The 23,863-nt window shown below is 32.0% G+C and carries 23 protein-coding genes and 1 other RNA gene; 14 read left to right on the top strand and 10 right to left on the bottom strand.

Annotation, left to right across the window (positions count from 1 at the left end; all coding sequences use genetic code 11):
• The first annotated feature begins 30 nt into the window (after window positions 1–30).
• The 6 genes from G5V56_RS15425 (at window position 31) to G5V56_RS15450 (ending at window position 8,668) form a co-directional block, all read left to right on the top strand.
• Window positions 31–750 (top strand): YebC/PmpR family DNA-binding transcriptional regulator, encoded by a 720-nt coding sequence (locus G5V56_RS15425; protein WP_166966705.1) that lies wholly within the window; start codon window positions 31–33, stop codon window positions 748–750.
• A 173-nt stretch (window positions 751–923) separates the two neighbouring features.
• Window positions 924–3,572 carry an alpha-L-rhamnosidase-related protein gene (locus tag G5V56_RS15430; protein WP_166966706.1) on the top strand — a complete coding sequence of 883 codons (2,649 nt, stop codon included), beginning with the start codon at window positions 924–926 and terminating at the stop codon, window positions 3,570–3,572.
• Between the two features lie 11 nt (window positions 3,573–3,583).
• Window positions 3,584–5,203, top strand: coding sequence for a M1 family metallopeptidase (locus G5V56_RS15435; protein ID WP_166966707.1), 1,620 nt, complete (start codon window positions 3,584–3,586; stop codon window positions 5,201–5,203).
• Between the two features lie 111 nt (window positions 5,204–5,314).
• Window positions 5,315–6,772 (top strand): RimK family protein, encoded by a 1,458-nt coding sequence (locus G5V56_RS15440; RefSeq protein WP_166966708.1) that lies wholly within the window; start codon window positions 5,315–5,317, stop codon window positions 6,770–6,772.
• Window positions 6,762–7,988 (top strand): glutamate-cysteine ligase family protein, encoded by a 1,227-nt coding sequence (locus G5V56_RS15445; protein ID WP_166966709.1) that lies wholly within the window; start codon window positions 6,762–6,764, stop codon window positions 7,986–7,988. Before G5V56_RS15440 ends, G5V56_RS15445 begins: the two co-directional genes overlap by 11 nt.
• Entirely contained in the window at window positions 7,985–8,668 is a 684-nt protein-coding gene (locus G5V56_RS15450; protein WP_166966710.1) for an N-formylglutamate amidohydrolase, read from the top strand. The genes G5V56_RS15445 and G5V56_RS15450 overlap by 4 nt, the downstream gene beginning before the upstream one ends.
• On the opposite strand, the gene G5V56_RS15455 is transcribed toward G5V56_RS15450, so the two are convergent.
• The 7 genes from G5V56_RS15455 to G5V56_RS15485 form a co-directional block, all read right to left on the bottom strand.
• Entirely contained in the window at window positions 8,665–9,396 is a 732-nt protein-coding gene (locus tag G5V56_RS15455) for an NYN domain-containing protein (protein ID WP_166966714.1), read from the bottom strand. The genes G5V56_RS15450 and G5V56_RS15455 overlap by 4 nt on opposite strands.
• Window positions 9,397–9,618: 222 nt before the next feature.
• Window positions 9,619–10,167 (bottom strand): 1-acyl-sn-glycerol-3-phosphate acyltransferase, encoded by a 549-nt coding sequence (locus G5V56_RS15460; protein ID WP_166966717.1) that lies wholly within the window; start codon window positions 10,165–10,167, stop codon window positions 9,619–9,621.
• 1 nt (window position 10,168) lies between these two features.
• On the bottom strand, window positions 10,169–11,251 hold the full coding sequence (locus G5V56_RS15465) for an iron-containing alcohol dehydrogenase family protein (protein ID WP_166966720.1): 1,083 nt from the start codon (window positions 11,249–11,251) through the stop codon (window positions 10,169–10,171).
• Between the two features lie 143 nt (window positions 11,252–11,394).
• Window positions 11,395–12,099 (bottom strand): HAD family hydrolase, encoded by a 705-nt coding sequence (locus tag G5V56_RS15470; RefSeq protein ID WP_166966723.1) that lies wholly within the window; start codon window positions 12,097–12,099, stop codon window positions 11,395–11,397.
• On the bottom strand, window positions 12,090–12,818 hold the full coding sequence (gene kdsB, locus G5V56_RS15475; RefSeq protein WP_166966727.1) for a 3-deoxy-manno-octulosonate cytidylyltransferase: 729 nt from the start codon (window positions 12,816–12,818) through the stop codon (window positions 12,090–12,092). The genes G5V56_RS15470 and kdsB overlap by 10 nt, the downstream gene beginning before the upstream one ends.
• A 49-nt stretch (window positions 12,819–12,867) precedes the next feature.
• A complete protein-coding gene (locus G5V56_RS15480; protein WP_166966730.1) occupies window positions 12,868–13,434 on the bottom strand; it encodes a DUF4126 domain-containing protein in 567 nt (188 codons plus the stop codon).
• A 20-nt stretch (window positions 13,435–13,454) separates the two neighbouring features.
• Entirely contained in the window at window positions 13,455–14,879 is a 1,425-nt protein-coding gene (locus G5V56_RS15485) for an ATP-dependent DNA helicase (protein WP_166966734.1), read from the bottom strand.
• Window positions 14,880–15,007: 128 nt separating this feature from the next.
• Here G5V56_RS15485 and G5V56_RS15490 point away from each other — a divergent pair, with 128 nt between their 5' ends.
• The 5 genes from G5V56_RS15490 (at window position 15,008) to G5V56_RS15510 (ending at window position 18,966) form a co-directional block, all read left to right on the top strand.
• The gene (locus tag G5V56_RS15490; RefSeq protein ID WP_166966737.1) at window positions 15,008–15,748 is read left to right on the top strand and encodes a hypothetical protein; all 741 of its coding nucleotides are present in this window, start codon (window positions 15,008–15,010) and stop codon (window positions 15,746–15,748) included.
• The gene (locus G5V56_RS15495; RefSeq protein ID WP_166966739.1) at window positions 15,732–16,559 is read left to right on the top strand and encodes a DUF3822 family protein; all 828 of its coding nucleotides are present in this window, start codon (window positions 15,732–15,734) and stop codon (window positions 16,557–16,559) included. The genes G5V56_RS15490 and G5V56_RS15495 overlap by 17 nt, the downstream gene beginning before the upstream one ends.
• Window positions 16,559–17,098, top strand: a complete 540-nt coding sequence (gene rsmD / locus G5V56_RS15500; RefSeq protein WP_166966741.1) for a 16S rRNA (guanine(966)-N(2))-methyltransferase RsmD — start codon at window positions 16,559–16,561, stop codon at window positions 17,096–17,098. The genes G5V56_RS15495 and rsmD overlap by 1 nt, the downstream gene beginning before the upstream one ends.
• 159 nt (window positions 17,099–17,257) lie before the next feature.
• Window positions 17,258–18,187 carry an ester cyclase gene (locus G5V56_RS15505; protein ID WP_166966743.1) on the top strand — a complete coding sequence of 310 codons (930 nt, stop codon included), beginning with the start codon at window positions 17,258–17,260 and terminating at the stop codon, window positions 18,185–18,187.
• Between the two features lie 35 nt (window positions 18,188–18,222).
• The gene (locus G5V56_RS15510; protein ID WP_166966745.1) at window positions 18,223–18,966 is read left to right on the top strand and encodes a hypothetical protein; all 744 of its coding nucleotides are present in this window, start codon (window positions 18,223–18,225) and stop codon (window positions 18,964–18,966) included.
• 70 nt (window positions 18,967–19,036) lie between these two features.
• Here the strand turns inward: G5V56_RS15510 and rnpB are convergent.
• Window positions 19,037–19,352: RNase P RNA component class A (gene rnpB / locus G5V56_RS15515), an RNA gene on the bottom strand.
• Window positions 19,353–19,452: 100 nt separating this feature from the next.
• Here rnpB and dnaX point away from each other — a divergent pair.
• The 3 genes from dnaX to miaE are packed head-to-tail and all read left to right on the top strand — an operon-like array spanning window position 19,453 to window position 22,334.
• On the top strand, window positions 19,453–21,168 hold the full coding sequence (dnaX, locus tag G5V56_RS15520) for a DNA polymerase III subunit gamma/tau (RefSeq protein WP_166966748.1): 1,716 nt from the start codon (window positions 19,453–19,455) through the stop codon (window positions 21,166–21,168).
• A gap of 10 nt (window positions 21,169–21,178) precedes the next feature.
• The gene (locus tag G5V56_RS15525) at window positions 21,179–21,751 is read left to right on the top strand and encodes a hypothetical protein (RefSeq protein WP_166966750.1); all 573 of its coding nucleotides are present in this window, start codon (window positions 21,179–21,181) and stop codon (window positions 21,749–21,751) included.
• A 1-nt stretch (window position 21,752) separates the two neighbouring features.
• Window positions 21,753–22,334 carry a tRNA-(ms[2]io[6]A)-hydroxylase gene (gene miaE / locus G5V56_RS15530; protein ID WP_166966752.1) on the top strand — a complete coding sequence of 194 codons (582 nt, stop codon included), beginning with the start codon at window positions 21,753–21,755 and terminating at the stop codon, window positions 22,332–22,334.
• Here the strand turns inward: miaE and G5V56_RS15535 are convergent.
• Window positions 22,331–22,858 (bottom strand): porin family protein, encoded by a 528-nt coding sequence (locus G5V56_RS15535; protein ID WP_166966754.1) that lies wholly within the window; start codon window positions 22,856–22,858, stop codon window positions 22,331–22,333. The genes miaE and G5V56_RS15535 overlap by 4 nt on opposite strands.
• 98 nt (window positions 22,859–22,956) lie before the next feature.
• Window positions 22,957–23,862 (bottom strand): Ppx/GppA phosphatase family protein, encoded by a 906-nt coding sequence (locus G5V56_RS15540; RefSeq protein WP_166966756.1) that lies wholly within the window; start codon window positions 23,860–23,862, stop codon window positions 22,957–22,959.
• Between the last annotated feature and the right edge of the window lies 1 nt (window position 23,863).

The following is a 23,863-nucleotide window of genomic DNA, read 5'->3' on the forward strand; positions in this document are numbered from 1 at the left end:
TCCTTTTTTAGGGATTTAAAAATAACATATATGGGAAGAGCTTTCGAATTTAGAAAAGCACGTAAAATGAAGCGTTGGTCTGCAATGAGCAAAGCTTTTACACGCATTGGTAAAGATATTGTCATGGCTGTAAAAGAAGGTGGTCCAGACCCAGATAGTAATGCACGTTTAAGAGCCGTTATACAAAATGCTAAGGCCGTTAACATGCCTAAAGATAATGTAGAACGTGCTATAAAAAGAGCTAGTGACAAGAGTCTTGGTGATTATAAAGAAGTTATTTTTGAAGGGTATGCACCGCACGGAATCGCTGTTTTAGTAGAAACTGCTACGGACAATAATACCAGAACAGTTGCTAATGTTAGAAGTTATTTTAACAAATGCGACGGTAGTTTGGGTACTTCTGGTTCTGTGGTGTTTATGTTTGACCATACGTGTAATTTTAGAATTAACGCTGAAGGATTAGACCCTGAAGAACTTGAATTGGAATTTATAGATTATGGTGCCGAAGAAGTTTTTGCTGATGATGATGGTATTTTAATTTACGCACCGTTTGAAAGCTTTGGAGCTATTCAATCCGAATTAGAATCTAGAGGAATTGAAATTTTATCCTCTGGGTTTGAACGTATTCCTCAGGTTACTAAAAAATTGACGCCTGAAGAAGCTGCTGATGTTGAAAAGTTGTTAGAGAAATTAGATGATGATGACGATGTACAAAACGTATATCATACGATGGAAGAGTCAGAAGATTAAATTGAGTTAATTATTAAAATATACTTAAGAGGGTCTATACCCTCTTTTTTTATGGCTATAAGTCAATAATGTTATAGCTATTATAAATTTCTATAAAAGGACTAAAACTGTTTAAATTTCAACAAAAATTCAGTAATTTAATGGAGTTAATTTTTACAACTCAAACAAAACTAATGAAAAAAAGTCTCCTATTAATTTTGATAGCTTTTGCTTGTCAAACTGAAAAAAAAGCTCCTATGTTATACCAATCTGATACATTTACCTTATATCCCAATAAAGTTGTTCAAGACAGCAATATTTCTGAAGCTTTATCTGCGACTCATTTAAAATCTAACTACAAAAGCCCTTCAAGCAGCACGTTCTCTAGGCTAGTTCAGTTTAAATTTAGTATCAATGAAAAAGATAATGAACTACCTGTTGGAGAAAACCATTGGGTACTTATAGACACAGAACATGAATCTCCTTTATTAACATTTGGAAAAATACCCGAAGCTGAACCAACCGACATTAAAACCTATTTGCCTGTTAATTATAACTATACCTTTAAAGTTGACATGTCTCCCGTATTAAAACAATTTGAAGACAAAGGTTATTATGAAGCTTTTGACGGAACAAAAATTGCAAAAACAGATTTTAAAGGATTTTATATTGCTGGTGGTTCAGAACCATTATCATGGGATTTTGTGAATTTAAATCAGAAAGGTTTAGAATTGCAGCCAACCAATAACCCAAATATATATAGTATAACCGTTACCTTAAATCCGTATAACGAAGCTAATTTTCAACATAAAGAATGGCAACTACAAACCGATCTCTCAAATCGTCCACATTATAGTTCAGAACAACCCATTGTTGATGCGTTGTTCAATCTATCTTTAGAAGAAGCAACCAAAAATATTGAAGCGGACAGCACCTTAAGAACAGGCGCTAAATGGGGCGGCGTGTGGACCAGAGATGTTAGTTACAGTACTGTTTTGGCATTTGCCTATCATGAGCCAGAAGTAGCAAAAATTAGTCTCCGTAAAAAGGTAAAACGCAACAGAATCATCCAAGATACAGGTTCTGGTGGTGCATGGCCCGTATCTTCAGATAGAACAACTTGGGTTTTAGCAGCTTGGGAAATTTATAAAGTCACTGGTGATGAAGACTGGCTTAATGAAATTTATCCCATTATTAAAAACACCTTGGAAGACGATTATAAAACTATTTATGATGCTAAAACAGGGATGTTCTCAGGCGAATCTTCTTTCTTGGATTGGAGAGAGCAAACCTATCCAAAATGGATGTCTAATATGGATATCTATGTTTCTGAAAATTTAGGAACCAATGTAGTTCATTACCAAGCTCATAAAGTTTTAGCAGAAATAGCGAAACTTAAAGGAGACAGCAATGACGTTTATTTGCAGCAGGCAGAAACAATAAAAAAAGGAATTAACACCTATTTGTGGCAAAAGGATAAAGGATATTATGCACAGTATTTATATGGCAGAAATGACTTAATTGCCTCTCCTAAATTTGAAGCTTTAGGCGAGGCTTTGTCTATACTGTTCGATGTAGCCAGTAAAAACCAAGCGAAAACTATAGTTTCAAAATCGCCGATTACACGATTTGGAGTTACCTGTATTTATCCACAAATTTCTGGAATTCCACCATATCATAACGATGCCATTTGGCCCTTTGTTCAGTCTTATTGGAATTTGGCAGCTGCTAAAGCTGGAAATGAAGCGGTTTTAAATCAAGGCCTTGCAAGTATTTATCGTGCAGGTGGTCTGTTTTTAACCAACTACGAAAATATGGTTGCTGATACCGGAGACTTTTTAGGAACTGAAATTAACTCCGATAGAATGTTATGGAGTATGGCAGGTAATTTAGCTATGGTACATCGTGTTTTTATGGGAATGTCTTTTGAATTAGATGGGTTGTATTTTAATCCTGTGGTTCCTAGAGGATATGATGGTAAAAAATCTTTGACCAATTTTAAATATAGAAATGCTGTTTTAAATATTACAGTAAACGGCTTTGGTAATAAAATTAAGTTTGCCAGCATGGATGGAAAGCTTTTAGACAAGGCTTTTGTTCCTAGTGATTTAACAGGAAATCACACCATAGACATTGAATTAGCAAATAATACGTTTGATGAAGATGGCATTAATTTCGTCAAAAATCATGTGGCTTTACCAACAGTACAAGTTACCAAAGAAGATTCCGTTTTAAAATGGAAACCTATAGATGGAGCGGTTACATATGAAATTTACAAAAACGGAAAACTCCTAGAGAAATCAACTAATACGTCGCTAAGTATTCCAGACGACAACTATGCATCCTATCAAGTTTGTGCCATTGATAATGAAGGTTATACTGGCTTTTTAAGTGAACCTATTGTTGTTTCTAAGGACACACAACTATTTGAAATAGAAAAGGTTGTTTCTAAATCCGATTTACCTTACTCAAATTACTCGGGAACAGGTTTTGTAGAAGTTTCTTTAGAAAAAGACAGAGTCATTACGCTAAATATCCCTGTAAAAAAAGCAGGAAACTACTTGCTAGATGTTAGATATTCAAATGGAAGTGGACCTTGGAATACCGAGAATAAATGCGCTATCAGAAGTCTGTTTGTCAATGATAATTATCAAGGTGTTTTTGTATTCCCACAACGCGGTACGGATGAATGGTCTGATTGGGGCTTTTCAAATAGTAAAAAAATTCATTTAAATGCTGGTGTTAACAAGATAAAAATTAGTTTTGAAGATTGGAATACTAACATGAACGTCGATGTAAATACAGCGATGTTAGATTATTTAAGAATTATTTCAGTTGATTAAACACAATCTTTATGACTATCAGTACCTCAAAAAAAAGTCTTTTAATTCTCGTTTTTCTATTAATATCTGTATTACGTCTGTTTGCCCAAAATAATAACGAAACGTTAAAAACCATAGATGTTATTCATTACACGTTTAAAATCTCACTTTCTGATGATTCTAATACGATAGAAGGCGTTGCAAAGGTTACCATTCAATTTAAAAAACCTATTACTGAATTTTCTTTAGATTTTGTTGAAAAACAACCTGATAATACAGGCATGAGTGTCTCTTCAATACGTGAAGACAATAACAACATAGCTTACATACAAGGAAACGATAAGTTACAATTAACTATTGATTTAACAAAAAGTGGAGACATAAGAACCTATACAATAACCTATCAAGGTATTCCTTCGGATGGTTTAATTATCTCAAAAAACAAATATGAAGACCGTACATTTTTCGGTGATAACTGGCCAGACAGAGCTAAAAACTGGATTCCTGTAGTTGATCATCCTGCTGACAAAGCAACGGTTGAATGGTATATTACAGCGCCTTCCCATTATCAAAGCATTGGAAATGGTGTTTTAGTAGAACAAACCAATTTAGGTGGTAACCAAACGTTAACACATTGGAGAATGGAAGAGCCAATTCCTACTAAAGTTATGGTCATTGGTGTTGCTCGATTTGCTACCGAATATCTTAAGGAAATTGAAAATATACCCGTATCATCATGGGTATTTCCTCAAGATAGAGACAATGGCTTTAAAGATTATGCTGCTGCCATACCAGCTTTAGAGTTTATGATTAGTCATGTTGGCTCCTACCCGTTTAAAAAGCTAGCTAATGTTCAATCAAAAACTCGCTACGGTGGCATGGAAAATGCTGGCAATATTTTTTATAATGAAAATAGTATTTCTGGTACTGGAAGTTATGAAAGTGTTATTGCTCATGAAATAGCGCATCAATGGTTTGGTGATTCTGCTTCAGAATTAAATTGGTACCATGTTTGGTTAAGCGAAGGGTTTGCTACCTATTTTGAAAATCTGTTTTTTGAAGACCATTACGGTCGTGAGTCTTTTATTAAAAAAATGAAAGCAGACAGAGAAAAAGCTATTCGTTATTCAAAACAAAGTCAAGCTCCAATAGTTGATACTACGGTAACAGACTATTTAAAACTTCTTAACCCTAACTCTTACGAAAAAGGCAGTTGGGTGCTTCATATGCTAAGAAAAGAATTAGGAGATGACTTATTTTGGAAAGGAATCAGGAGTTATTATGAGAAATACAAGTATAGTAACGCGCTTTCAGAAGATTTTGAACATGTTATGGAAACGGTATCAGGGAAAGATCTCGCTTCCTTTTTTAAACAATGGTTGTATCAATCTGGTCACCCAAAATTAGCGGTTACATGGGGATATAAAGATGCCTTAACCATTCAAATTAATCAAACCCAGAAACCTCTATTTACTTTTCCTTTAGACATAAAAATTAATTATCAAGATGGAAGTTCGACTATCGTAACCAAAACTGTTTCAGAACAAACATTAAAAACAATATTACCTACAACAAAAAACGTATCATCGATGGAATTAGATCCAAACACATGGTTATTTTTTGAACAAACATCTTTAATTAAGAAAGATTAAGCATTTTTATTGTCGTTATAAGTCGTTTATAAAAAATAAATAGACACGTAAAAGTTATTAAAAAATAATATACTTTTGATATAAATAATATACCACTATGCAGCGCCACTAATGAACAAATATGTTGTTGTCAATCAACCTGAAAAATGGAGTTTTTCGATTGAGAATATTAAAGTCATTTCCTCACAAGAGTATCTTACAAATCCAAAATATTCTTTACTAAAAAAAGCAAGAGTTTTCAATCTTTGCAAAGATTATTCATATCAATCTAAAGGTTATTATGTATCTCTTTTAGCCGAAGCGAGAGGACATTTGGTCATTCCTAAAGTAAAAAATTTGGTGGATTTAAAAACCATTAAACTAGCTAGACTAGTCTCTGATGAGTTTGATGATGTAATTCAGCAAAGTCTAAAAAACATAAAATCACAGGACTTTACCTTGAGCATCTATTTTGGACAAAACGTGGCTCAAAAATATAAGGAATTAAGTAGTTTGTTTTATAAGCATTTTCAAGTGCCATTTTTACGGGTTAAGTTTAATCATACCACCAAATGGAATATTCAAAGCATCAAGGTCATTTCGGAATCTGAAATACCAGAAGAGCATATTGAAAGCGTACATATTTTTGCCAATCAGTATTTTTCTAAAAAGCGTTACGATACTTTAAAGGTTTTGAATTCAGATTTTGATTTAGCAGTTTTGGTGAACCCAAACGACCCAGCTCCACCAAGTAATGCAAAAGCCTTAAAACGGTTGATTGAAGTTGCTGAAAAAATGAATATTTATGTTGAAATTATAGAACCCAAAGATCAATCACGTTTAACATCCTTTGATGCGCTTTTTTTAAGACAAAGTACCGAAGTTAATAATGAAGCCTACGCATTTGCCAGAAAAGCACAACAAGAAGGCATGGCTATTATTGATTATCCTGATGCGATTTTAAAATGCTGCAACAAAGTATACATGGCAGAAGCGCTTCAAAATGCTAATATTAATACACCTAAAACTATTATTGTCCACAAAGACAACCGACAAAGTGTAATTGATCTTATAGGCTTACCTTGTGTACTAAAAGCTCCTGACTCCACCTTTTCATTTGGTGTAAAAAAGGCAAAAACCGAAGATGAATACAACGCTTTGGTTTCTCAAATGTTGAAGGAATCTGACCTAATTATTGCTCAGGAATTTTGTCCTTCTAGTTATGACTGGCGGATAGGAATTATTGATGATAAGCCCATTTTTGCCTGCAAATACTATATGGCAAAAGATCATTGGCAAATTTATAATTGGAGTGCTAGTAAAAAAGATGACCAAGATGGAAATGCCGATTGTTTACCCATTGAAAAAGTCCCTAAAAAAGTACTTTCTATGTCTTTAAAATCAGCTAAATTGATGGGTAAGGGATTGTATGGAATTGATATTAAGGTTATTGATAATGTTCCTATGGTTATAGAGATTAATGATAATCCAAACATCGATTTTGGTGTTGAAGATAGGTATTATGGAGATGCTGTTTATATTGAAGTTCTCAATGCTTTCAAAAAACGTTTAGAGTCGCATGAAAATTAAATACCACTTATTTGAAGTTTTCGGCATTGAGCTAGAATATATGCTTGTAAATACGTCTGATTTAAAAGTCGCTCCTATAGTTGATGCTCTATTAACTAAAAAAAACGGCACCTTAACCTCTGACATTGAAAACGGAGACATCGCCTGGAGTAATGAATTGGTAGGTCACGTTATTGAATTAAAAACCAATGGTCCAACTGCCAGTTTAGAGAATCTTTCTAATAGTTTTCATAAAAACATCATTGAAATTAATACCCTTTTAAAGTCATTACATGCTCAATTACTTCCAACGGCAGCACATCCCTTAATGAATCCATTAAAAGATACGCAGCTTTGGAAACATGATAATAATGACATTTACGAGCTCTATAATAGAATTTTTAATTGTAAAGGTCATGGTTGGAGCAACGTACAAAGTACACATATTAATTTACCTTTTTTTGATGATAAAGAATTTGAAAAATTACATGCTGCCATAAGAATTTTGCTGCCTCTTATTCCTGGGTTATGTGCTAGTTCACCTATTCTGGATGGACGAGCTACAGGGTTTAAAGATACACGTTTAGAATACTACAAAAACAATCAGAAAAAAATACCGGAGCTTACAGGGTCTGTTATTCCAGAACGCGTATTTTCGAAAGTCGATTATTATGCTTCTATTTTCGAACCTATAAAAAAGGCCATACAACCTTTTGATAGTCATCATATTTTAGATCATCATTTCCTCAATTCCAGAGGCGCTATTGCACGTTTTGACAGAAATGCTATTGAAATACGATTGGTTGATATTCAAGAATGTCCTAAAGCCGATATTGCTATTTGTTCACTTATTATTGAAGTACTAAGGCTATTAGTTGACAAAAAATTAGCAACTCTGCAATCGCAACGCAAATGGTTAAAACAAGATTTATTTGAAATTTTAAATGCTGTTATTAAAGATGCAGAAACTTTTAAAATCTCAAATAATGAATATTTGGAGTTGTTTGGAATACAAGAAACTATGAGCGTTCAAAATATATGGAATCATTTGTATCAGTTAGCAAAACCTAATATAAACAAATCATACCAAGAAGCTCTTGAGATTATTTTAAGTGAAGGGACACTGGCAACTCGCATTTTAAAGGCTGTGGGTTCTGATTATTCAGAAAAAAACATTCAAAAGGTCTATTCGGAATTATCGATTTGTTTACAAGAAAATAGGTTATTTGTACCATGAAACTTGTGCTAACTTGTGAACATGGAGGTAATCATATTCCTGAAATGTTCAAGTTATATTTTAAAGACAATCTTGATATTTTAGAAACTCATCAAGGATATGATTTAGGAGCGTTGGATGTATTTAACACGTTAAAACCCCTTTCTGATTATTCAAAATTTAGCAAAACAAGTCGGCTTCTTATTGAATTAAATAGATCATTGCATCACAAGAGTTTATTTTCGGAATATTCAAAATCTCTTTCAAAAACAGAGAAAGAAAATTTAGTGGATACATATTATCTTCCATATAGAAATGAGGTTGAAACAATCATTAAAAACCTCATTGAATCAAAAGAAAATGTGCTTCATATTTCTATACATAGCTTCACTCCTATTTTAAATACCACTGAAAGATATTGTGATATTGGATTACTTTATGATTCATCAAACAGTAAGGAAAGACTATTTTGCAAACAGTTGAAAACAGGAATTAATATATTGAAACCGAATTTGAATGTTCGTTATAATTACCCCTATTTAGGAAAAGCTGATGGATTTACAACTTATTTACGAAAACAATTTCCCAAGAACTATTTAGGAATTGAGCTTGAAATCAATCAAAAATTTTCAAAAAACAATAAAATGGAGTCAACTATAAAAAGTGCTCTTTTTCAGGCAATTAGTCAGCTGATTGGTTAACTTTTATTTCTAACATAAATTAACTTAAACCTACCATTGCTCTGATCTCTTTGTTCCATATCAAACATATCCAATGATTTAAACAGAGGTGTTAATTTTTCAAAACCAAAGTTTCTCGCATCAAAATTAGGTTGTTTTTTAAGAATAAGTGAGCCCACATCACCTAAAAATGCCCAACCATCATCATCGGCGGCATCAGATACCGAGTTTTTAAGCATTCGTATTACTTTAGGTGTAATATTGTATAAATTAGTTTTTTCAGTTTTCTTACCTCCTTCGGTTTTCTCATCATGCGTATTCAAAATTTCAAGATAAATAAACTTATCACAAGCTACAATAAACGGGTCGGGTGTTTTCTTTTCCCCTATACCATAAACCTGCAAGCCAGCTTCACGTAAGCGTGTTGCTAATTTAGTAAAATCACTATCGGAAGATGCTAAACAAAACGCATCCACTTTATTGGAATATAAAATATCCATGGCGTCAATAATCATAGCAGAATCTGTAGCATTCTTTCCAGTTGTATAGCTGTATTGCTGTATAGGACTAATGGCATTTTCAAGTAATACATTTTTCCATTTTGCCAAATGAGGCTTAGTCCAATCTCCATAAATTCGTTTTATGGTTGGAGTCCCGTATTTAGCAATTTCTTGCATCATCTCGGTTATATACTTTGAGGGGATATTGTCGCCATCAATTAAAACAGCTATTTTGGTATCTTTTATCATAATTTTTTAAAGGTACAAATTAATGAATCACTGTATTAAAAAAGATTTGAAATTAATTATTATTTATAAAAAATTATAAATAAAAAAGCTACTCCAATTTAAATGAAATAGCTTTTTAAAAAATAGCACATGTTTCTTTTTAGGGACTTTAATGGTTTACTTTATGTTTCATGAACTAACACTTATAAATTAACAAGATTTATGCCAAAAAAGGCATCGTAATTATGAATATTCTGGTATTTTCCCAACTACATCTTTGTAAAAATCATGCATAAAAGCAAAGTCTTTTTCTACGTCATCTGTTGGATAAAATGGTTCTGAAATTTTGTTTTGTTTGTTTTTAAAATCAAGCGTAAACATGATAATTGGCACGTTGGCTGTTTTAGCTATGTAATAAAATCCTGTTCGCCACTTGGTAACTTTTTTTCTGGTTCCTTCTGGAGACATTGTCATTCTAAACTCCTCTTTTTCTTTAAAAAGATGTGCTATGGCTTCTACTTTATTCTCATTAGTTTGTCTGTCAATGGGAGCACCTCCTAAAATTTTAAAAAACCAACCCACAGGAAACACAAATAGCTCTTTTTTTCCTACGAAATTAGTTTTTATATTTAAAACAGACCGTAATAAAACACCAATATAGAAGTCGTGCCAACTGGTATGTGGAGCAGCTATAATCACTGCTTTTTTTATTTTATCTTTTGAAAAATTAGTATTACCTACAACGTTCCAACCTAAAATTTTAAAATATATAAATTTAGCTAACCATTGCATACTACATTTTCTGATAAAGTTCTTTTAGTTTGTCTCGAGTAATAATTTTTTTCCAATTTTTACCTAATGCATTTTCCCAAAGCGGTTCCAAGCTTAAAGAAATATTAATCATCACATCAAATTCAGAATCATCTAAATTAGCACAGATCCCTTTAGGAAGCTCTATACTATACTTGGTTTTCATTTCTTTAAAAAGTTTAACACCTTCAGGATAAAACTCTTCTAAATGATCAAATACTATACAGTTACCAATACCATGTTTTGTGCCTAATAAATAGGATAATCCATAACTCATGGCATGCGCGACGCCAACCTGTGAATATGCAATACTCATACCGCCATGCCAAGAAGCCATCATAAGTTTATCTTGGGCGTCAGATGCAGAAAGATGATCTTCTAAAAATATTTCTTTACATAGCTGAAAAGCCATATCTCCATACGTTTGACTAAACGTATTTAAATAAGAGCCATTTAAAGATTCTATACAGTGAATAAAGCAATCCATTCCTGTATAAAACCACTGATTTGTTGATACTCCTTTGGTCAGTTCAGGGTCTAAAACAACTTGATCAAATGGTGTAAAATCTGAATTGATTCCTAATTTCATTTTTGGCCCAGTAAGTACTGTAGTTCTAGAAACCTCTGCACCTGTTCCAGAAATAGTTGGTATACCTACATGGTAAACCGCTGGATTTTTAACCAAATCCCATCCTTGATAATCTTTAGCTTCACCTTCATTATTCAACATGATCGCAACTGCTTTCGCTAAATCTAAAAGTGTCCCGCCTCCAATACCAATAATACCCGATGCGCCTTGAGATGATGTCAATATAATTTCTTCAACTAAACTATCTACTTGTTCGGTTTTAGGTTCTTCTTTTGAAGATATATAAATAACTTTATCCTCATAAGACAATGGTATTCTGGATGTTAACCAGGAATCGCCTTTAAACACATCATCTACCAAAAATATAAATGGGGCATTTACGTTTAATCGCTTTGGGGCTATTATTTCACTTAATTGATTGAAACTACCTCTGCCAAAAACTACTCTTGGCACCATGGGAAAGTTCTTATAACTCATTTAATTTGTTTTCTTTTTCAAAATGTAAAAATAGTACTATTTTAAATTCTAGTAGGTTAAAAAAAACTGAAATTTTTTTAAAATCAATCTGAAATTACTTTCATCAAACTACATTTTGATTTTTATTATTATAAATATTCTTTCTAGTTTAATAGGTTTAATAACTCTCTCAAACTTGAAATTGTTTTGTAGGTTTTTCCATTCGTTTCTTTTTCACTCACTTGTTCATGAGCCCAAGTGGTATGAAATGGCACATGAATAGCATGAGCATTTAATTGAACTAATGGTAAAATATCCGATTTTAAAGAATTCCCAATCATTAAAAACTCCGAGGGTTTAATATCTAAATGATTTAAAAGTTTGGAATAATTAGCATGTTGCTTATCACTCATAACTTCTATATGGTGAAAATAATCTGTTAAACCCGATTTTTCTAATTTACGCTCTTGGTCAAGTAAATCTCCTTTTGTTGCTAAAATCAAACGGTATTTTTTTGATAATTCTTTAAGTACCTCTTCTACTCCATCTAGCAATTCCACAGGTTTTTTCAACATGTCTTTAGCTATCTTCAAAATAGATTCAATGGTTTTTTGAGTAACATTATAATTTGAAATCTCTAAAGCCATTTCTACCATTGAAAGTGCAAATGCTTTTACACCATAACCATACAATGGAAGATTTTTTATAACCATTTGGAACAATTCCTGATCTGTTTTGTTGGGTGTTTCGTAATCTGACATTAACTCACAAAACGCTATTTCAGCTTCACGGAAATAGGTTTCATTCACCCATAAGGTGTCGTCTGCATCAAATCCAATCACTTTTATATTTTGATACTCTATTTCCATAATTTTTTAGCGCGTTCTAAATCTTCTGGGGTATCAATCTCGACTCCTTGAACGTCTGTTTCCACCATTTTTATACGTTTTCCATATTCTAAATATCGAATACATTCAATTTTTTCAGAAGCTTCCAATTCTAACATCGGTAAGTGGTAAAAATCTAAAATAGCTTCCTTTCTAAAGGCATAAACTCCTTTGTGCTTATAGTATTTGAAATCAATACTTTTATCTCTAGGATAAGGAATAGGACTTCTTGAAAAGTATAAAGCAAAATTATTCTTATCAACTATAACCTTAACGGTATTTGGATTACTTATTTCTTCCCAATCTGTTATATGAACCATCAATGACGCTAAATCGATTTGTTTATCGTGGTCATCCTTAAAAACATCTATCAGCTTTTTAAGAGAGACCGCATCTGTGAATGGCTCATCTCCTTGAACATTAATTACAATATCGATATCTAAAGATTCCACCGCTTCAGCTATTCTATCACTACCACATTCATGTTCTTTAATACTCATTATAGCTTTTCCGCCATTATTTACAATTTCATTATAAATAATATCACTATCGGTAACAACAAGTACATCATCAAACAACTTGGTTGCTACTGTAGCTTCATAAGTTCTTAAAATAACGCTTTTACCACCAAGGTCTTGCATTAATTTACCTGGAAAACGAGAGGCACTGTAACGTGCAGGAATCATTGAAATTATTTTCATTTAGCTTTACATCTATTCATTCTCAAAAATATAATAATTATTAGAGAATCTAAACTTTAGGCTTCTTAAACTTTTTATAGAGTCTAAAAGTTATGACTAATAAAAAAATTACAAGGATAAAAGCTAGAACTGGTAAGAATAATGACACTATAGACATAATTATAGACGTTCCTGTCTCAACTGTAGACACAACTGGATTACCTACCCCTCCTGTTGTCGCGGTTGATGCCAATCGTGTTACGCTGAATGTTCCAGATATAATCGCAGCTGTTCCTCCTCCAGCTATTATTGCCAGAGTCCATGTTATTTCCGGACTTAAATCTACAATTGTTGATAGCATAACGATGGTTCCAGCAAAGGCTGCTAATGGCACTGCAATACTATCTAACAAATTATCAATGAAAGGAATAAAATAAGCAACTATTTCAACAAGCGTAGCAACGCCTAAAATGATGACTGCAGAAAGACTCCCAATCCATTGCCAAGACTCATTAATTTCTAGAACATTAAAATAAGCGCTTAAACTTAAAACAAACAAAGGAAGAAAGACTCTAAAACCAGCAGAGGCCGCTAATCCGATACCAAGACAAATACTTATAATTGTTTCTATATTCATTATTTAAAGATAATCAAAAACTATTCCTCAAAAAAATCATCTTTAAAGCCTATTAAATATAGTTTTTCTTTGGCTCGTGTTATGGCTGTATATAACCACCGTAAATATTCTTTATCAATACCATTTGGCATATATGGTTGTTCTACAAACACAGTATTCCATTGACCTCCTTGAGATTTATGACAGGTTATAGCATAAGAAAATTTAACTTGTAAAGCATTGAAATAGGAATTGTTTTTTACCTTTAAAAACTTCTTGTATTTACTGGTTTCTAATTCATAATCCTTCATGACTTCTTGATACAACTTGTTGGAATCATCATATGATAACGATGGTGTTTCAGACTCAATAGTATCTAACAACAAAACAGTTTCAAAAGGTCTCATTTTAGGATAATCAACCATACGAACTTTTACTTCGGCAAACCTAAATCCGTAAAGATCAAGAATATTAAAAATTTCAAGAATTTCAATAATATCTCCATTGGCTATAAAACCAGCCTCTGTAGTTGGTTTTATCCAAAAATAATTGTTTTTAACCACCATGATATAATCACCAGGAGTTAATTCATTTTCATTAAATAAAATTCTGTCACGTATATTTTTATTGTACAAATTGGCTCGCTTATTACTTCTTACTATAATAGCAGTTTCTTCATTTCCTAGATTACTGTAAGCGTCATTTATAGCATCCATAACTTCTTGCCCATCGATAAGTCTAATAATATCTTTAAAATCGCTTAAATCGAACTTAAATGAGTCGCAAACATCTTTTGAAAGGGATTCACGCAAAACTGTTGCATTCGCTAGAATTCCAGAATCAAATTCTTGTCTAACCACTTCATCAAGTTCCATTTTAGTAACTTCTTTATTGTAATTTAAACTCAATGTATCTTGATTTAAAGCGGGACTCAAATCTAACTTTACAGGCGGTAATTGAGCCGTATCGCCTATCAAAATCAATTTACACTGATGCCCCGAATACACATATTGCATCAAATCATCTAGTAATGACCCGTTTTCAAATAATTTAGAATCCCCAGGAGTATCTGGTATCATGGATGCCTCATCCACAATAAAAAACGTATTTTTATGCTTATTTGGCTGCAAAACAAATTTAATGCCACCACCTTTGTCTTTTTTTGGAAAATATATTTTCTTATGAATTGTAAAAGCTTCTTTTCCAGAATAATTTGAAATAACTTTAGCAGCTCTACCAGTTGGAGCCATGAGTACTGCACTTTTTTTTACTTTCCATAAATTAGTCACTAATGTGCTGACTATCGTTGTTTTACCAGTTCCTGCGTACCCTTTTAAAAGATAAAGGCCGTTAGTATTAGTATTTAAAATAAATTCTGATAATTGTTGTAATACAATATTTTGTTTTGGGGTTGGGTTGAACGGAAAGTGCTGTTTTAAAAGTGAATAGAATTCTGTAGAAGTCATTAAAAGTCTTAAAAATTAGAAATTATTCAAATATAGAAATGATTTTTACCAACATTGGTTTTTACGATAAAAAAAAAATTGTAGATTTGTGAACACCTTTAATTAATATTATTAATAAATAACTTACTATGTTTAAAATAATTCTCATTGCAGTTCTAGTAATCCTGCTTACAATTGGTTTAGTAAAACTAGTTGATAAATTTCTTCCTTCAAAATTTAAACCCTTTTTAATAATATTACTTTGGGTACTAATTGGCTTCTTAGCCTATCAAACATTTATGACTATTTACGGGCCTATCCAATTTAATCAAATTAAAAAGAAGCGTTATGCTGCAGTCATTGAAAATTTAAAAGATATTAGAGATTCTGAGTTAGCTTACAGACAAGTAACAGGAAAGTTTACTGATAGTTTTGATAAGCTAGTTAAATTTATTGATACAGCTCAATTTACTATTACACAAAGAAGAGATTCTACTGTTATTGATGAAGAATTAACTAAAAGATATGGTGGTGTTGAAACTACAAAATCGATTGTTATTGTTGATACTTTAGGATTTGTTCCTGTAAAAGACTCATTATTTAAAACATCTACCCGCTACAAAACAATGATGAACGTGCCTGTAGGACAAGAAGGTGCTAAATTTCAATTGAAGGCTGGTATGTTAGATCAAAATGATGTAAAAATACCTGTTTTTGAAGCATCAGTTAAAAAAGATGTTTTATTGTATGATCAAGATAGAGATTTGGTCATTCAAGAAAACCAAGTAGTTTCTGTTGATGGTGTTAATGGAGATGTTTTAAAAGTTGGCTCTATGGATGAAGTTAAAACAAGTGGAAACTGGCCAAAAACTTATGGCGATAACGAGTAATATCTCAAAAAACATATTAAATCAGGAATTGTCCATTCAAGTTAGTTTGAGTGGACTTTCTTTTTGTATCCTACAAAGAGATACTAATACCATTGAATACATTAAGCATATTACTTTTGATAAGAAACTCAATCCTTTTGAAGTCTTAGATCAGTTAAAACATCAATTCAATACAGAAAACGAATTAAAAAACACGTTTAAAAACGTTCAGGTTATCCACGCTAATGAGCTCTCAACATTAGTACCAAAGCCATTATTTACAGAAGACAATTTAGCAGATTATTTAAAGTTTAATTCAAAAATTTTAAAATCAGATTTTATCGCACATGATTCTATTGTAATAAATGATAGCGTTAATGTTTATGTTCCTTATGTAAATATTAATAATTTTATTTATGACCTATGTGGGAGTTTTACATTTAGGCATTCTTCAACTATTTTAATTGAGAATATATTATCTATCGAAAAAAACTCCAGCATAAAAAAAATGTACGTTAATGTGAATAAGCTTACGTTTGAAATAGTTGTACTCAATAAAAATAAACTAGTACTATACAACACGTTTGAATATACAACCAAAGAAGATTTTATTTATTATGTTCTTTTTACTGCCGAACAATTAGAACTAAATCCTGAAACCTTTAATTTAATTTTTTTAGGTGATATTGATGCGAAAGACGAGTTGTACATCGTAGCTAAAAAATATGTTAGATTTGTGTTTTTAGGAAATCGTGAAGACGAATATAACTATTCTATTGAAGCACAACCACAAAGTTACCACAGCGATTTTACCTTAATAAAAAGCTTTTAATGAGAATCATTTCAGGACAATATAAAAGTCGGAAAATTATAGCCCCCAAAAGCCTTCCTGTACGACCTACAACCGATATGGCTAAAGAATCTTTATTCAATATTATCAACAATCTTTTTTATTTCGATGATATCTCTGTGCTTGATCTTTTTGCAGGTACGGGAAATATTAGTTACGAGTTTGCTTCACGAGGTACAGAAAATATTACCTGTGTAGACCAAGATTATGGGTGCATAAAATTCATAAATGAAACCTCTAAGTCATTTAACATGTCTATACAAACCATTAAAAGTGATGTGTTTAAGTTTTTAGAAAAATCAACCTTACAAACCAATATCATTTTTGCAGATCCTCCGTATGATTTTAGTGATGAGCTATTTGCTAAAATTCCTGAATTGGTATTTACAAATAATTTATTGTTAGAAAATGGTTTACTTATTGTAGAACATTCAAAACACACCGATTTATCGCAATTACCTAACTATAGTTACTCAAAAAGTTATGGTGGCAATGTGTTTAGTTTTTTTGAAATTACGTGATTTTAAAAATAAATTAACATAATTCCTTTTTTTTCAGTACATTAGACTTCTCCTTAAGAGTCCCAGACTCTATTAGCACTTACCTTACTCAGAAAAAAATAATTTTTTTTCTGCTTGTTATTATTATAACTAATTATTAACCAACCAAAATTAACTAAAATGAAAAAACTTTTTCTATTAGGATTAACTGTAATTCTATTTTACAACTGCGAAAAACCAAAACAACGTTATTTTATCGAATCACCAGAAATTACTGCGTTTAAAGCCAGCATATCTGAATATGGAAATGGCGACTGGGAAACATGGCATACTCATTTTGCCGATACTGCAAAACTTTATATTAACTCACTTAAAAGTATCTCTGCAACCGATCTTGAAAACGCCCAAAAAGATATGCTTACAAACTTTTCGTCTTATGGATTTCAAGACAAAGGATCTTTTGCTGAAATGGTTATAGATAATGATGATGAAACTTGGGTTAATTATTGGGCTAATTGGCATGGAACCCTAAAAGCTAATGGAAAAGAAGTTGATGTTCCTGTTCATATTACTGCTCAATATATTGATGGAAAAGTTGTTGAAATGTATGATTATTATGATTCAAGCCCTATTACCAACGCCTTAGCAGAAATTAATGCATATAATGCCATGCCAGCAGATGAAAAGATGATGATGGATAAGATAAATACAGTTGTAAATGAATTTTATAATAAAAAAGATGCTTCTGTATTATCCGATATTTTATCTGATGATTTTGTAAAAACTGTTAGCGATGAAAAAGTAGCCTCTGGCAGTAAAGGCTTAGTTGAAAATATGAATCCAACATTTACCGCATTTCCAGATTTTAAAATAACCATACTTCATAAATCATGTTTTTGGGACGGTAACGTAGTTTTGCATTGGCAATTAACCGGAACTAATACAGGAGAATTTAATGGTATTGCTGCATCTGGAAATAAAGTCAAAGTTACTGGAATGTCGCATATCGGCTTTAACAAACAAGGTAAAATAGCTATGGAAGATGTTTATTATGATAATTTAAGTTTAATGACTCAGATAGGACAAACATTATCAACATCGTCTAAATAAGAATATTCAAATTAACCAACCAATAAATACAAGATATGAAAATTTTAAAACCAACCGTTTTAGTAGTAGTATTATTATGCTTTATTAATACATCACTTGCACAACAACGCTATCAAATTCATGTAGACAACGTTAAACCAGCTATGGTAAAAGAATATGAAAAAACAGCTAAAAAATTTGTTGAAGCTTGTGAAAAATATAATCCGCAAGGACCGTGGATAACGGCTTCATCAGATAATTTAAAATATATGTACATAAGTCCTATGGATAATTTTGCAGAATTAGACAAACCTCTTTATACCGATATGGCAAAGGAAATGGGTGATGATTGGAGCAATCTGTTTATGAGCTTTGACAAGTGTTATGATAGCCATACTGATTTTGTAATTACTCTTGTTAATAACCTTTCCTATATGCCAGAAGGTATGTCGCAAATGCAAGAAGGCCAAAACTATAGAAAATGGTATTACTTGTATTATACACCAGAAAATAGTCAAAAAATGTTTGAAGCTATGAAAGGGGTAAAAGAGGTATTTGTTAGTAAAAATTCTAAAGAATACTACAGAATTTATAGAAGTGGGTTTGGATGTCCTGAAAACTTTTATTTGGTAGCAGTATCAGCGAAAGACGAGTTAGATGCAGCTATGACATCAAAAGCCAATGATGAGTTATTAGGTGATGAATGGAAAGAAGTTTTCGGTAAAGTCATGGATGTAGCTTCAAGATTTGATCAAATATCCGGATGGATGCGACCAGAGTTGTCGTACTCTCCAAAATAAACAGAAACCAACCAAAGAAACCAACCGTTTATAACTAAAAACCCTTCTTAAATTAAGAAGGGTTTTTTTATGAGTAAGTAAATCTATAAGCCGAATTCTGTACTTTTTCTAAAAAGAAAGAGCCCTTATCATTTATCTGAATGCATTGTTACCAATACATTTTAGCTGCCTACCCTCCAGTATCGAGCGTGCCGCCCTCAAGCACTGGTTTACATGACATTGCACCACATAGAGTTTACCTGGTTTCACTACAGCATAACCTGTACATACTTTCTGTTGCACTTTTCCTAATCTCTCGACTGGTGGCTGTTAACCACTATGTTGCACTACGGTGTTCGGACTTTCCTCCATTCGCCTAGACGAACAGCGATAAGGCAATCTACTTATGGCAAAAGTACATAAATTGTTAATAACTCGTTTTAAATTTCAACCGCATTATCATTAATTTTAAACTGAATTTTTAACTTTGTTATTCAATAGAGTTCAATGGAACATTTTGTAGTATCGGCCAGAAAATATAGACCACAAACATTCAAAGATGTTGTTGGTCAGCAGGCTATTACAAATACGTTGTTAAATGCAATTGAACATAATCATTTAGCTCAAGCCCTTTTATTTACAGGGCCTCGTGGAGTTGGAAAAACAACCTGTGCCAGAATTCTAGCTAAGATGATTAATAGTGATGGAAACGAAACTGGCGATGAAGATTTTGCTTTTAATATCTTTGAATTAGATGCTGCCTCTAATAATTCGGTTGATGACATCAGAAATTTAACCGATCAGGTTAGGATTCCTCCTCAAGTTGGTAAATATAAGGTGTATATTATTGATGAGGTGCATATGCTCTCATCCTCTGCTTTTAACGCTTTTTTAAAAACATTAGAAGAACCGCCTAAACATTGTATTTTTATTTTAGCAACTACTGAAAAGCATAAAATAATTCCAACGATATTATCACGTTGTCAGATATTTGATTTTAAGCGTATTACAGTAAAAGACGCTAAAGAGTATTTAAAATATATAGCTAAAGAACAGAATGTCACTGCGGAAGATGATGCACTTCATATTATCGCTCAAAAAGCAGATGGAGCCATGCGTGATGCGCTTTCTATATTTGATCGCGTGGTTAGTTTTGCTGGTAAAAACTTAACAAGACAAACTGTTACCGAAAATTTAAATGTGCTGGACTACGAAACTTATTTTACCAGTACCGATCTTATTTTAGAAAATAAAATTCCTGAGCTACTCATACAATTTAATGAAACGCTATCAAAAGGATTTGATGGTCATCATTATATCGCTGGATTAGCATCACATTTTAGAGATTTATTAGTAAGTAAAACTCCTCAAACCATAGATTTATTAGAAGTTGGCGAACAAACTAAGGCGAAATATTTAGAACAAGCTAAAAAGGCAAGTCAGGAATTTTTGCTGCAGGGTATAAATTTGGCTAATGATTGTGATCTCAAATACAAAACCAGTAAAAATCAGCGGCTGCTTGTGGAACTTTGCCTTATGCAACTTGCCTCTATCACTTTTGATGGAGAAAAAAAAAATGGTAAACATTACATAATTCCTCCTTCATATTTTAAAAATAAAGGGATTACACCTATTTCTGTTAATGTACCAAAGAAGCCAATAAACTCTAATAATGATTCATCACTGCCCAAAGAAAAAAAGGAGATAAAACCTGATGAGTCCTTGGTTAGTGAACCTCCAAAAATTATTTTAAAAAAAGACACCAAACGAACATCTGGCCTTTCATTAAGTAGCATCAAAGCAAAAAAAGAGCATCAAATTAAACAAATGGATGTTGTTATTGATGAAGATGAGTTACCAAAAGAACCTTTTACTGAAACACAACTCATTACTTATTGGAATGAATTTGTTGAAAATATTCAAAAAGAAGGTAAATATAATTTAGCATCCATATTATCTATTGATACGCCTAAAGTTAAAGGAACAACTATTCACTTAGAGTTTCCTAATTCAACCAATAAAGTAGAATTAGAACGCCAACAATTTGATTTATTATCGTTCTTAAGAAAGTCTTTAAATAATTTTGACATCAATTTATCAATCACGGTTAATGAAGAAATGGATAAGCAATATGCCTATACTCCTTTAGAAAAATTTGAGAAATTAAAAGAAAAAAATCCCAATATTGAAATCTTAAAGAAAACATTTGGTTTGGATATATAAATAATTGTTTATGAGAAAGTTATTGGTTTTTATTGTTGTAATAGTTCTTATGTTTGTTGGTTGTGATGGAAGAAGCAAAGCCCATAAATCCAATCAAGAAGTTCTTAAAGAACATAATCTTTACAAATCGTTTTCTGAAAATGTTAAATTTATTCCAGAGAGTTACTCTGAAACAACGATTGACACCCTTTTAGGTAATGGTTACAGCGTAAAAATAAAAACGTATACTGATATGGATGTGAGTTTTTTAAGTGAATTCTCGAAAGACACTATTCAACATAAAAATTATTATAGAGATATCAAAAGCGTTATAAATATCTCAAAAAACAACAGCAACATTGCTTCAAAATTAATTACAAAAGATTTTTTTAGTGAGTATAATGCCACTATTTCAAACGATATTCGAAACAAAATTATTCAGGGTATTTGGTTAAATCAGTATGCCTCTTTGATTAAAAATAAGGTTGTTTTTAATGTTGTATTCAGTACACCTAACTCAAAAGATAACTCGTGTTATACGTTAACATTTTTTGATAACGGAGACTATTTAATTGAAAATGAACTAGAACCAAACATTGTTTAATATGCTAGGATTAAAACTACCAACAGATCCACGCTGGGTTAATATTGTTGAAAAAAATATCGAAGAAATATTGACTGACCATGCGTTTTGTGAACAAAAGGCAACAAGTACAGCTATTTCATTAATTGTAAGTTTCCCAGAATATACAGACCTGGTTCAGGAAATGACTGCCTTGGTAAAAGAAGAAATTAGTCATTTTAAAATGGTACATGATAAAATTATAGAACGTGGTTGGACGCTAGGTAGAGACCGGCGTGATGATTACGTTATTCAACTAGTTAAGTTTTTTCCAAAAGGAGGCAGCCGAACCACACAATTAGTGCATCGTTTACTTTACGCCGCATTAATTGAGGCCAGAAGCTGTGAACGTTTTAGATTACTCTCAGAAGAATTAGAAGATAAAGAACTTGCTGAATTTTATAAAAACTTAATGGCAAGCGAAGCTAATCACTATACCATGTTTTTAGGATTTGCTCGTAAATACGGCAATAGAAAAGAAGTTGATGCTAAATGGCAGCAACTTCTTGAATATGAAGCTGAATTAATGCGAAATTTAGGAAAAACTGAAACTATACATGGTTAAAACTTATAACCAACTCCAAATTGTATCGTTGAGTTAGTAGCTTTAATTCCTAAATTCTCATCAAAAATATTTGAAAAACCGTAGGTATATCTTGCGTCTGCAAAAAGCATGTGAGATAATTTAAATTCAAAACCGGTAACTCCTGAATACGCAAAATTTCTGACGCCGTCATCTACTTTATTTATCTTTAATCCTACCTGCGGACCTGCACCAAAATATAATTTTTCACTCAATCTGAATTTAAACAAAACAGGCATTTGTATATAATCTAGTTGCATTGGTTCTGGTTTAGCACCTTCAGCAGAAAATTGTAACTCAGGCATAATATAAACGGTATTTGATAAGCCATATTCACCAAAAAAACCAATAACAAATCCGTTTCTATGAGTATTATCAGCCATTGGGTTACCATCAAAATTTAAATTTGAAATATTTAAACCACCTCTAACACCATATTTTGTTGACTGAGAAAATCCATAAAAAGAACAGCCAAGTATTAAGACTAATAGTAATATTTTTTTCATAATAATAGGTTTGGGTTAAGAATTCATTAATAAAAAATTCAAACGAATATATATGATATTATGAAAATCTATATATTTAAAAGGTGAAGTGCATAATTTTACTGTGTGTTGCTTGAAACAGTATCATAATATATACTTTTTATAATACCATCTGCCAATCCTATCTTCGGTACATAAATATGTTTAGCACCACTCCATTTCATTGCTGACAGATAAATTCTCATCGCTGGAATAATAACATCTGCCCTATCCTGATTTAAGTCTAGAACTGTAATACGTTCTTCATAAGAATAGCTTTGCAAGGTGTTGTAATATGAAGTTAAATAAAAATAAGTTAATGGTTTGCCCATGGCTTTACCTGATACTTTAAATATTTTATTAATATTTCCTCCTGAACCGATTACTTCAATTTTATCAAAATGTCCAGCCTTTTCTTTAATCCACATTTCAAGCTCTATCCAAGCTTCTTTTCTTACCATGTCGTTTAACAACCTCACGGTTCCTATTTTAAACGATTTGGATGCCACAGCCGTTCCTTCATGAATAACCGTAAACTCAGTACTACCACCACCAACATCAACGTATAAATAGGTTTTAGAATCATCAATATATTTATGCAAATCGGTCGCTGCAATTATGGCAGCTTCTTCCTCTCCATCGATAATATCAATTTGTATTTTAGAATTTTTTAATACCATTTTAACTACGTCTCTTCCATTAAGAGCTTCTCTCATAGCCGATGTAGCACATGCCTTATATTTTACAACTTTATGAGATTTCATTAATAACCTAAAAGCCAACATGGTATCAAGAATACGTTGCGTATTTTCTTCTGAGATTGTTTTAGATATAAATACATCAGACCCCAGTCGAATAGGAACCCTTACTAATGAGTTCTTTTTAAACATGACAGGTTTTCCTTCTTCCTCAATAATGTTTGAGATCAGTAATCTTACTGCATTTGAACCGATATCTATGGCGGCATATTTTTGAATTGAAAGCATA

Source organism: Yeosuana marina (assembly GCF_011762485.1).
In the GTDB taxonomy this organism is placed as follows: domain Bacteria; phylum Bacteroidota; class Bacteroidia; order Flavobacteriales; family Flavobacteriaceae; genus Yeosuana; species Yeosuana marina.

Excerpts from the sequence above, each read along its gene's own strand:
- G5V56_RS15425 (WP_166966705.1), top strand. The coding sequence starts at position 31 with ATGGGAAGAGCTTTCGAATTTAGAAAAGCACGTAAAATGAAGCGTTGG.
- G5V56_RS15430 (WP_166966706.1), top strand. The coding sequence starts at position 924 with ATGAAAAAAAGTCTCCTATTAATTTTGATAGCTTTTGCTTGTCAAACT.
- G5V56_RS15435 (WP_166966707.1), top strand. The coding sequence starts at position 3,584 with ATGACTATCAGTACCTCAAAAAAAAGTCTTTTAATTCTCGTTTTTCTA.
- G5V56_RS15440 (WP_166966708.1), top strand. The coding sequence starts at position 5,315 with ATGAACAAATATGTTGTTGTCAATCAACCTGAAAAATGGAGTTTTTCG.
- G5V56_RS15445 (WP_166966709.1), top strand. The coding sequence starts at position 6,762 with ATGAAAATTAAATACCACTTATTTGAAGTTTTCGGCATTGAGCTAGAA.
- G5V56_RS15450 (WP_166966710.1), top strand. The coding sequence starts at position 7,985 with ATGAAACTTGTGCTAACTTGTGAACATGGAGGTAATCATATTCCTGAA.
- G5V56_RS15455 (WP_166966714.1), bottom strand. The coding sequence starts at position 9,396 with ATGATAAAAGATACCAAAATAGCTGTTTTAATTGATGGCGACAATATC.
- G5V56_RS15460 (WP_166966717.1), bottom strand. The coding sequence starts at position 10,167 with ATGCAATGGTTAGCTAAATTTATATATTTTAAAATTTTAGGTTGGAAC.
- G5V56_RS15465 (WP_166966720.1), bottom strand. The coding sequence starts at position 11,251 with ATGAGTTATAAGAACTTTCCCATGGTGCCAAGAGTAGTTTTTGGCAGA.
- G5V56_RS15470 (WP_166966723.1), bottom strand. The coding sequence starts at position 12,099 with ATGGAAATAGAGTATCAAAATATAAAAGTGATTGGATTTGATGCAGAC.
- kdsB (WP_166966727.1), bottom strand. The coding sequence starts at position 12,818 with ATGAAAATAATTTCAATGATTCCTGCACGTTACAGTGCCTCTCGTTTT.
- G5V56_RS15480 (WP_166966730.1), bottom strand. The coding sequence starts at position 13,434 with ATGAATATAGAAACAATTATAAGTATTTGTCTTGGTATCGGATTAGCG.
- G5V56_RS15485 (WP_166966734.1), bottom strand. The coding sequence starts at position 14,879 with ATGACTTCTACAGAATTCTATTCACTTTTAAAACAGCACTTTCCGTTC.
- G5V56_RS15490 (WP_166966737.1), top strand. The coding sequence starts at position 15,008 with ATGTTTAAAATAATTCTCATTGCAGTTCTAGTAATCCTGCTTACAATT.
- G5V56_RS15495 (WP_166966739.1), top strand. The coding sequence starts at position 15,732 with ATGGCGATAACGAGTAATATCTCAAAAAACATATTAAATCAGGAATTG.
- rsmD (WP_166966741.1), top strand. The coding sequence starts at position 16,559 with ATGAGAATCATTTCAGGACAATATAAAAGTCGGAAAATTATAGCCCCC.
- G5V56_RS15505 (WP_166966743.1), top strand. The coding sequence starts at position 17,258 with ATGAAAAAACTTTTTCTATTAGGATTAACTGTAATTCTATTTTACAAC.
- G5V56_RS15510 (WP_166966745.1), top strand. The coding sequence starts at position 18,223 with ATGAAAATTTTAAAACCAACCGTTTTAGTAGTAGTATTATTATGCTTT.
- dnaX (WP_166966748.1), top strand. The coding sequence starts at position 19,453 with ATGGAACATTTTGTAGTATCGGCCAGAAAATATAGACCACAAACATTC.
- G5V56_RS15525 (WP_166966750.1), top strand. The coding sequence starts at position 21,179 with ATGAGAAAGTTATTGGTTTTTATTGTTGTAATAGTTCTTATGTTTGTT.
- miaE (WP_166966752.1), top strand. The coding sequence starts at position 21,753 with ATGCTAGGATTAAAACTACCAACAGATCCACGCTGGGTTAATATTGTT.
- G5V56_RS15535 (WP_166966754.1), bottom strand. The coding sequence starts at position 22,858 with ATGAAAAAAATATTACTATTAGTCTTAATACTTGGCTGTTCTTTTTAT.
- G5V56_RS15540 (WP_166966756.1), bottom strand. The coding sequence starts at position 23,862 with ATGCTTTCAATTCAAAAATATGCCGCCATAGATATCGGTTCAAATGCA.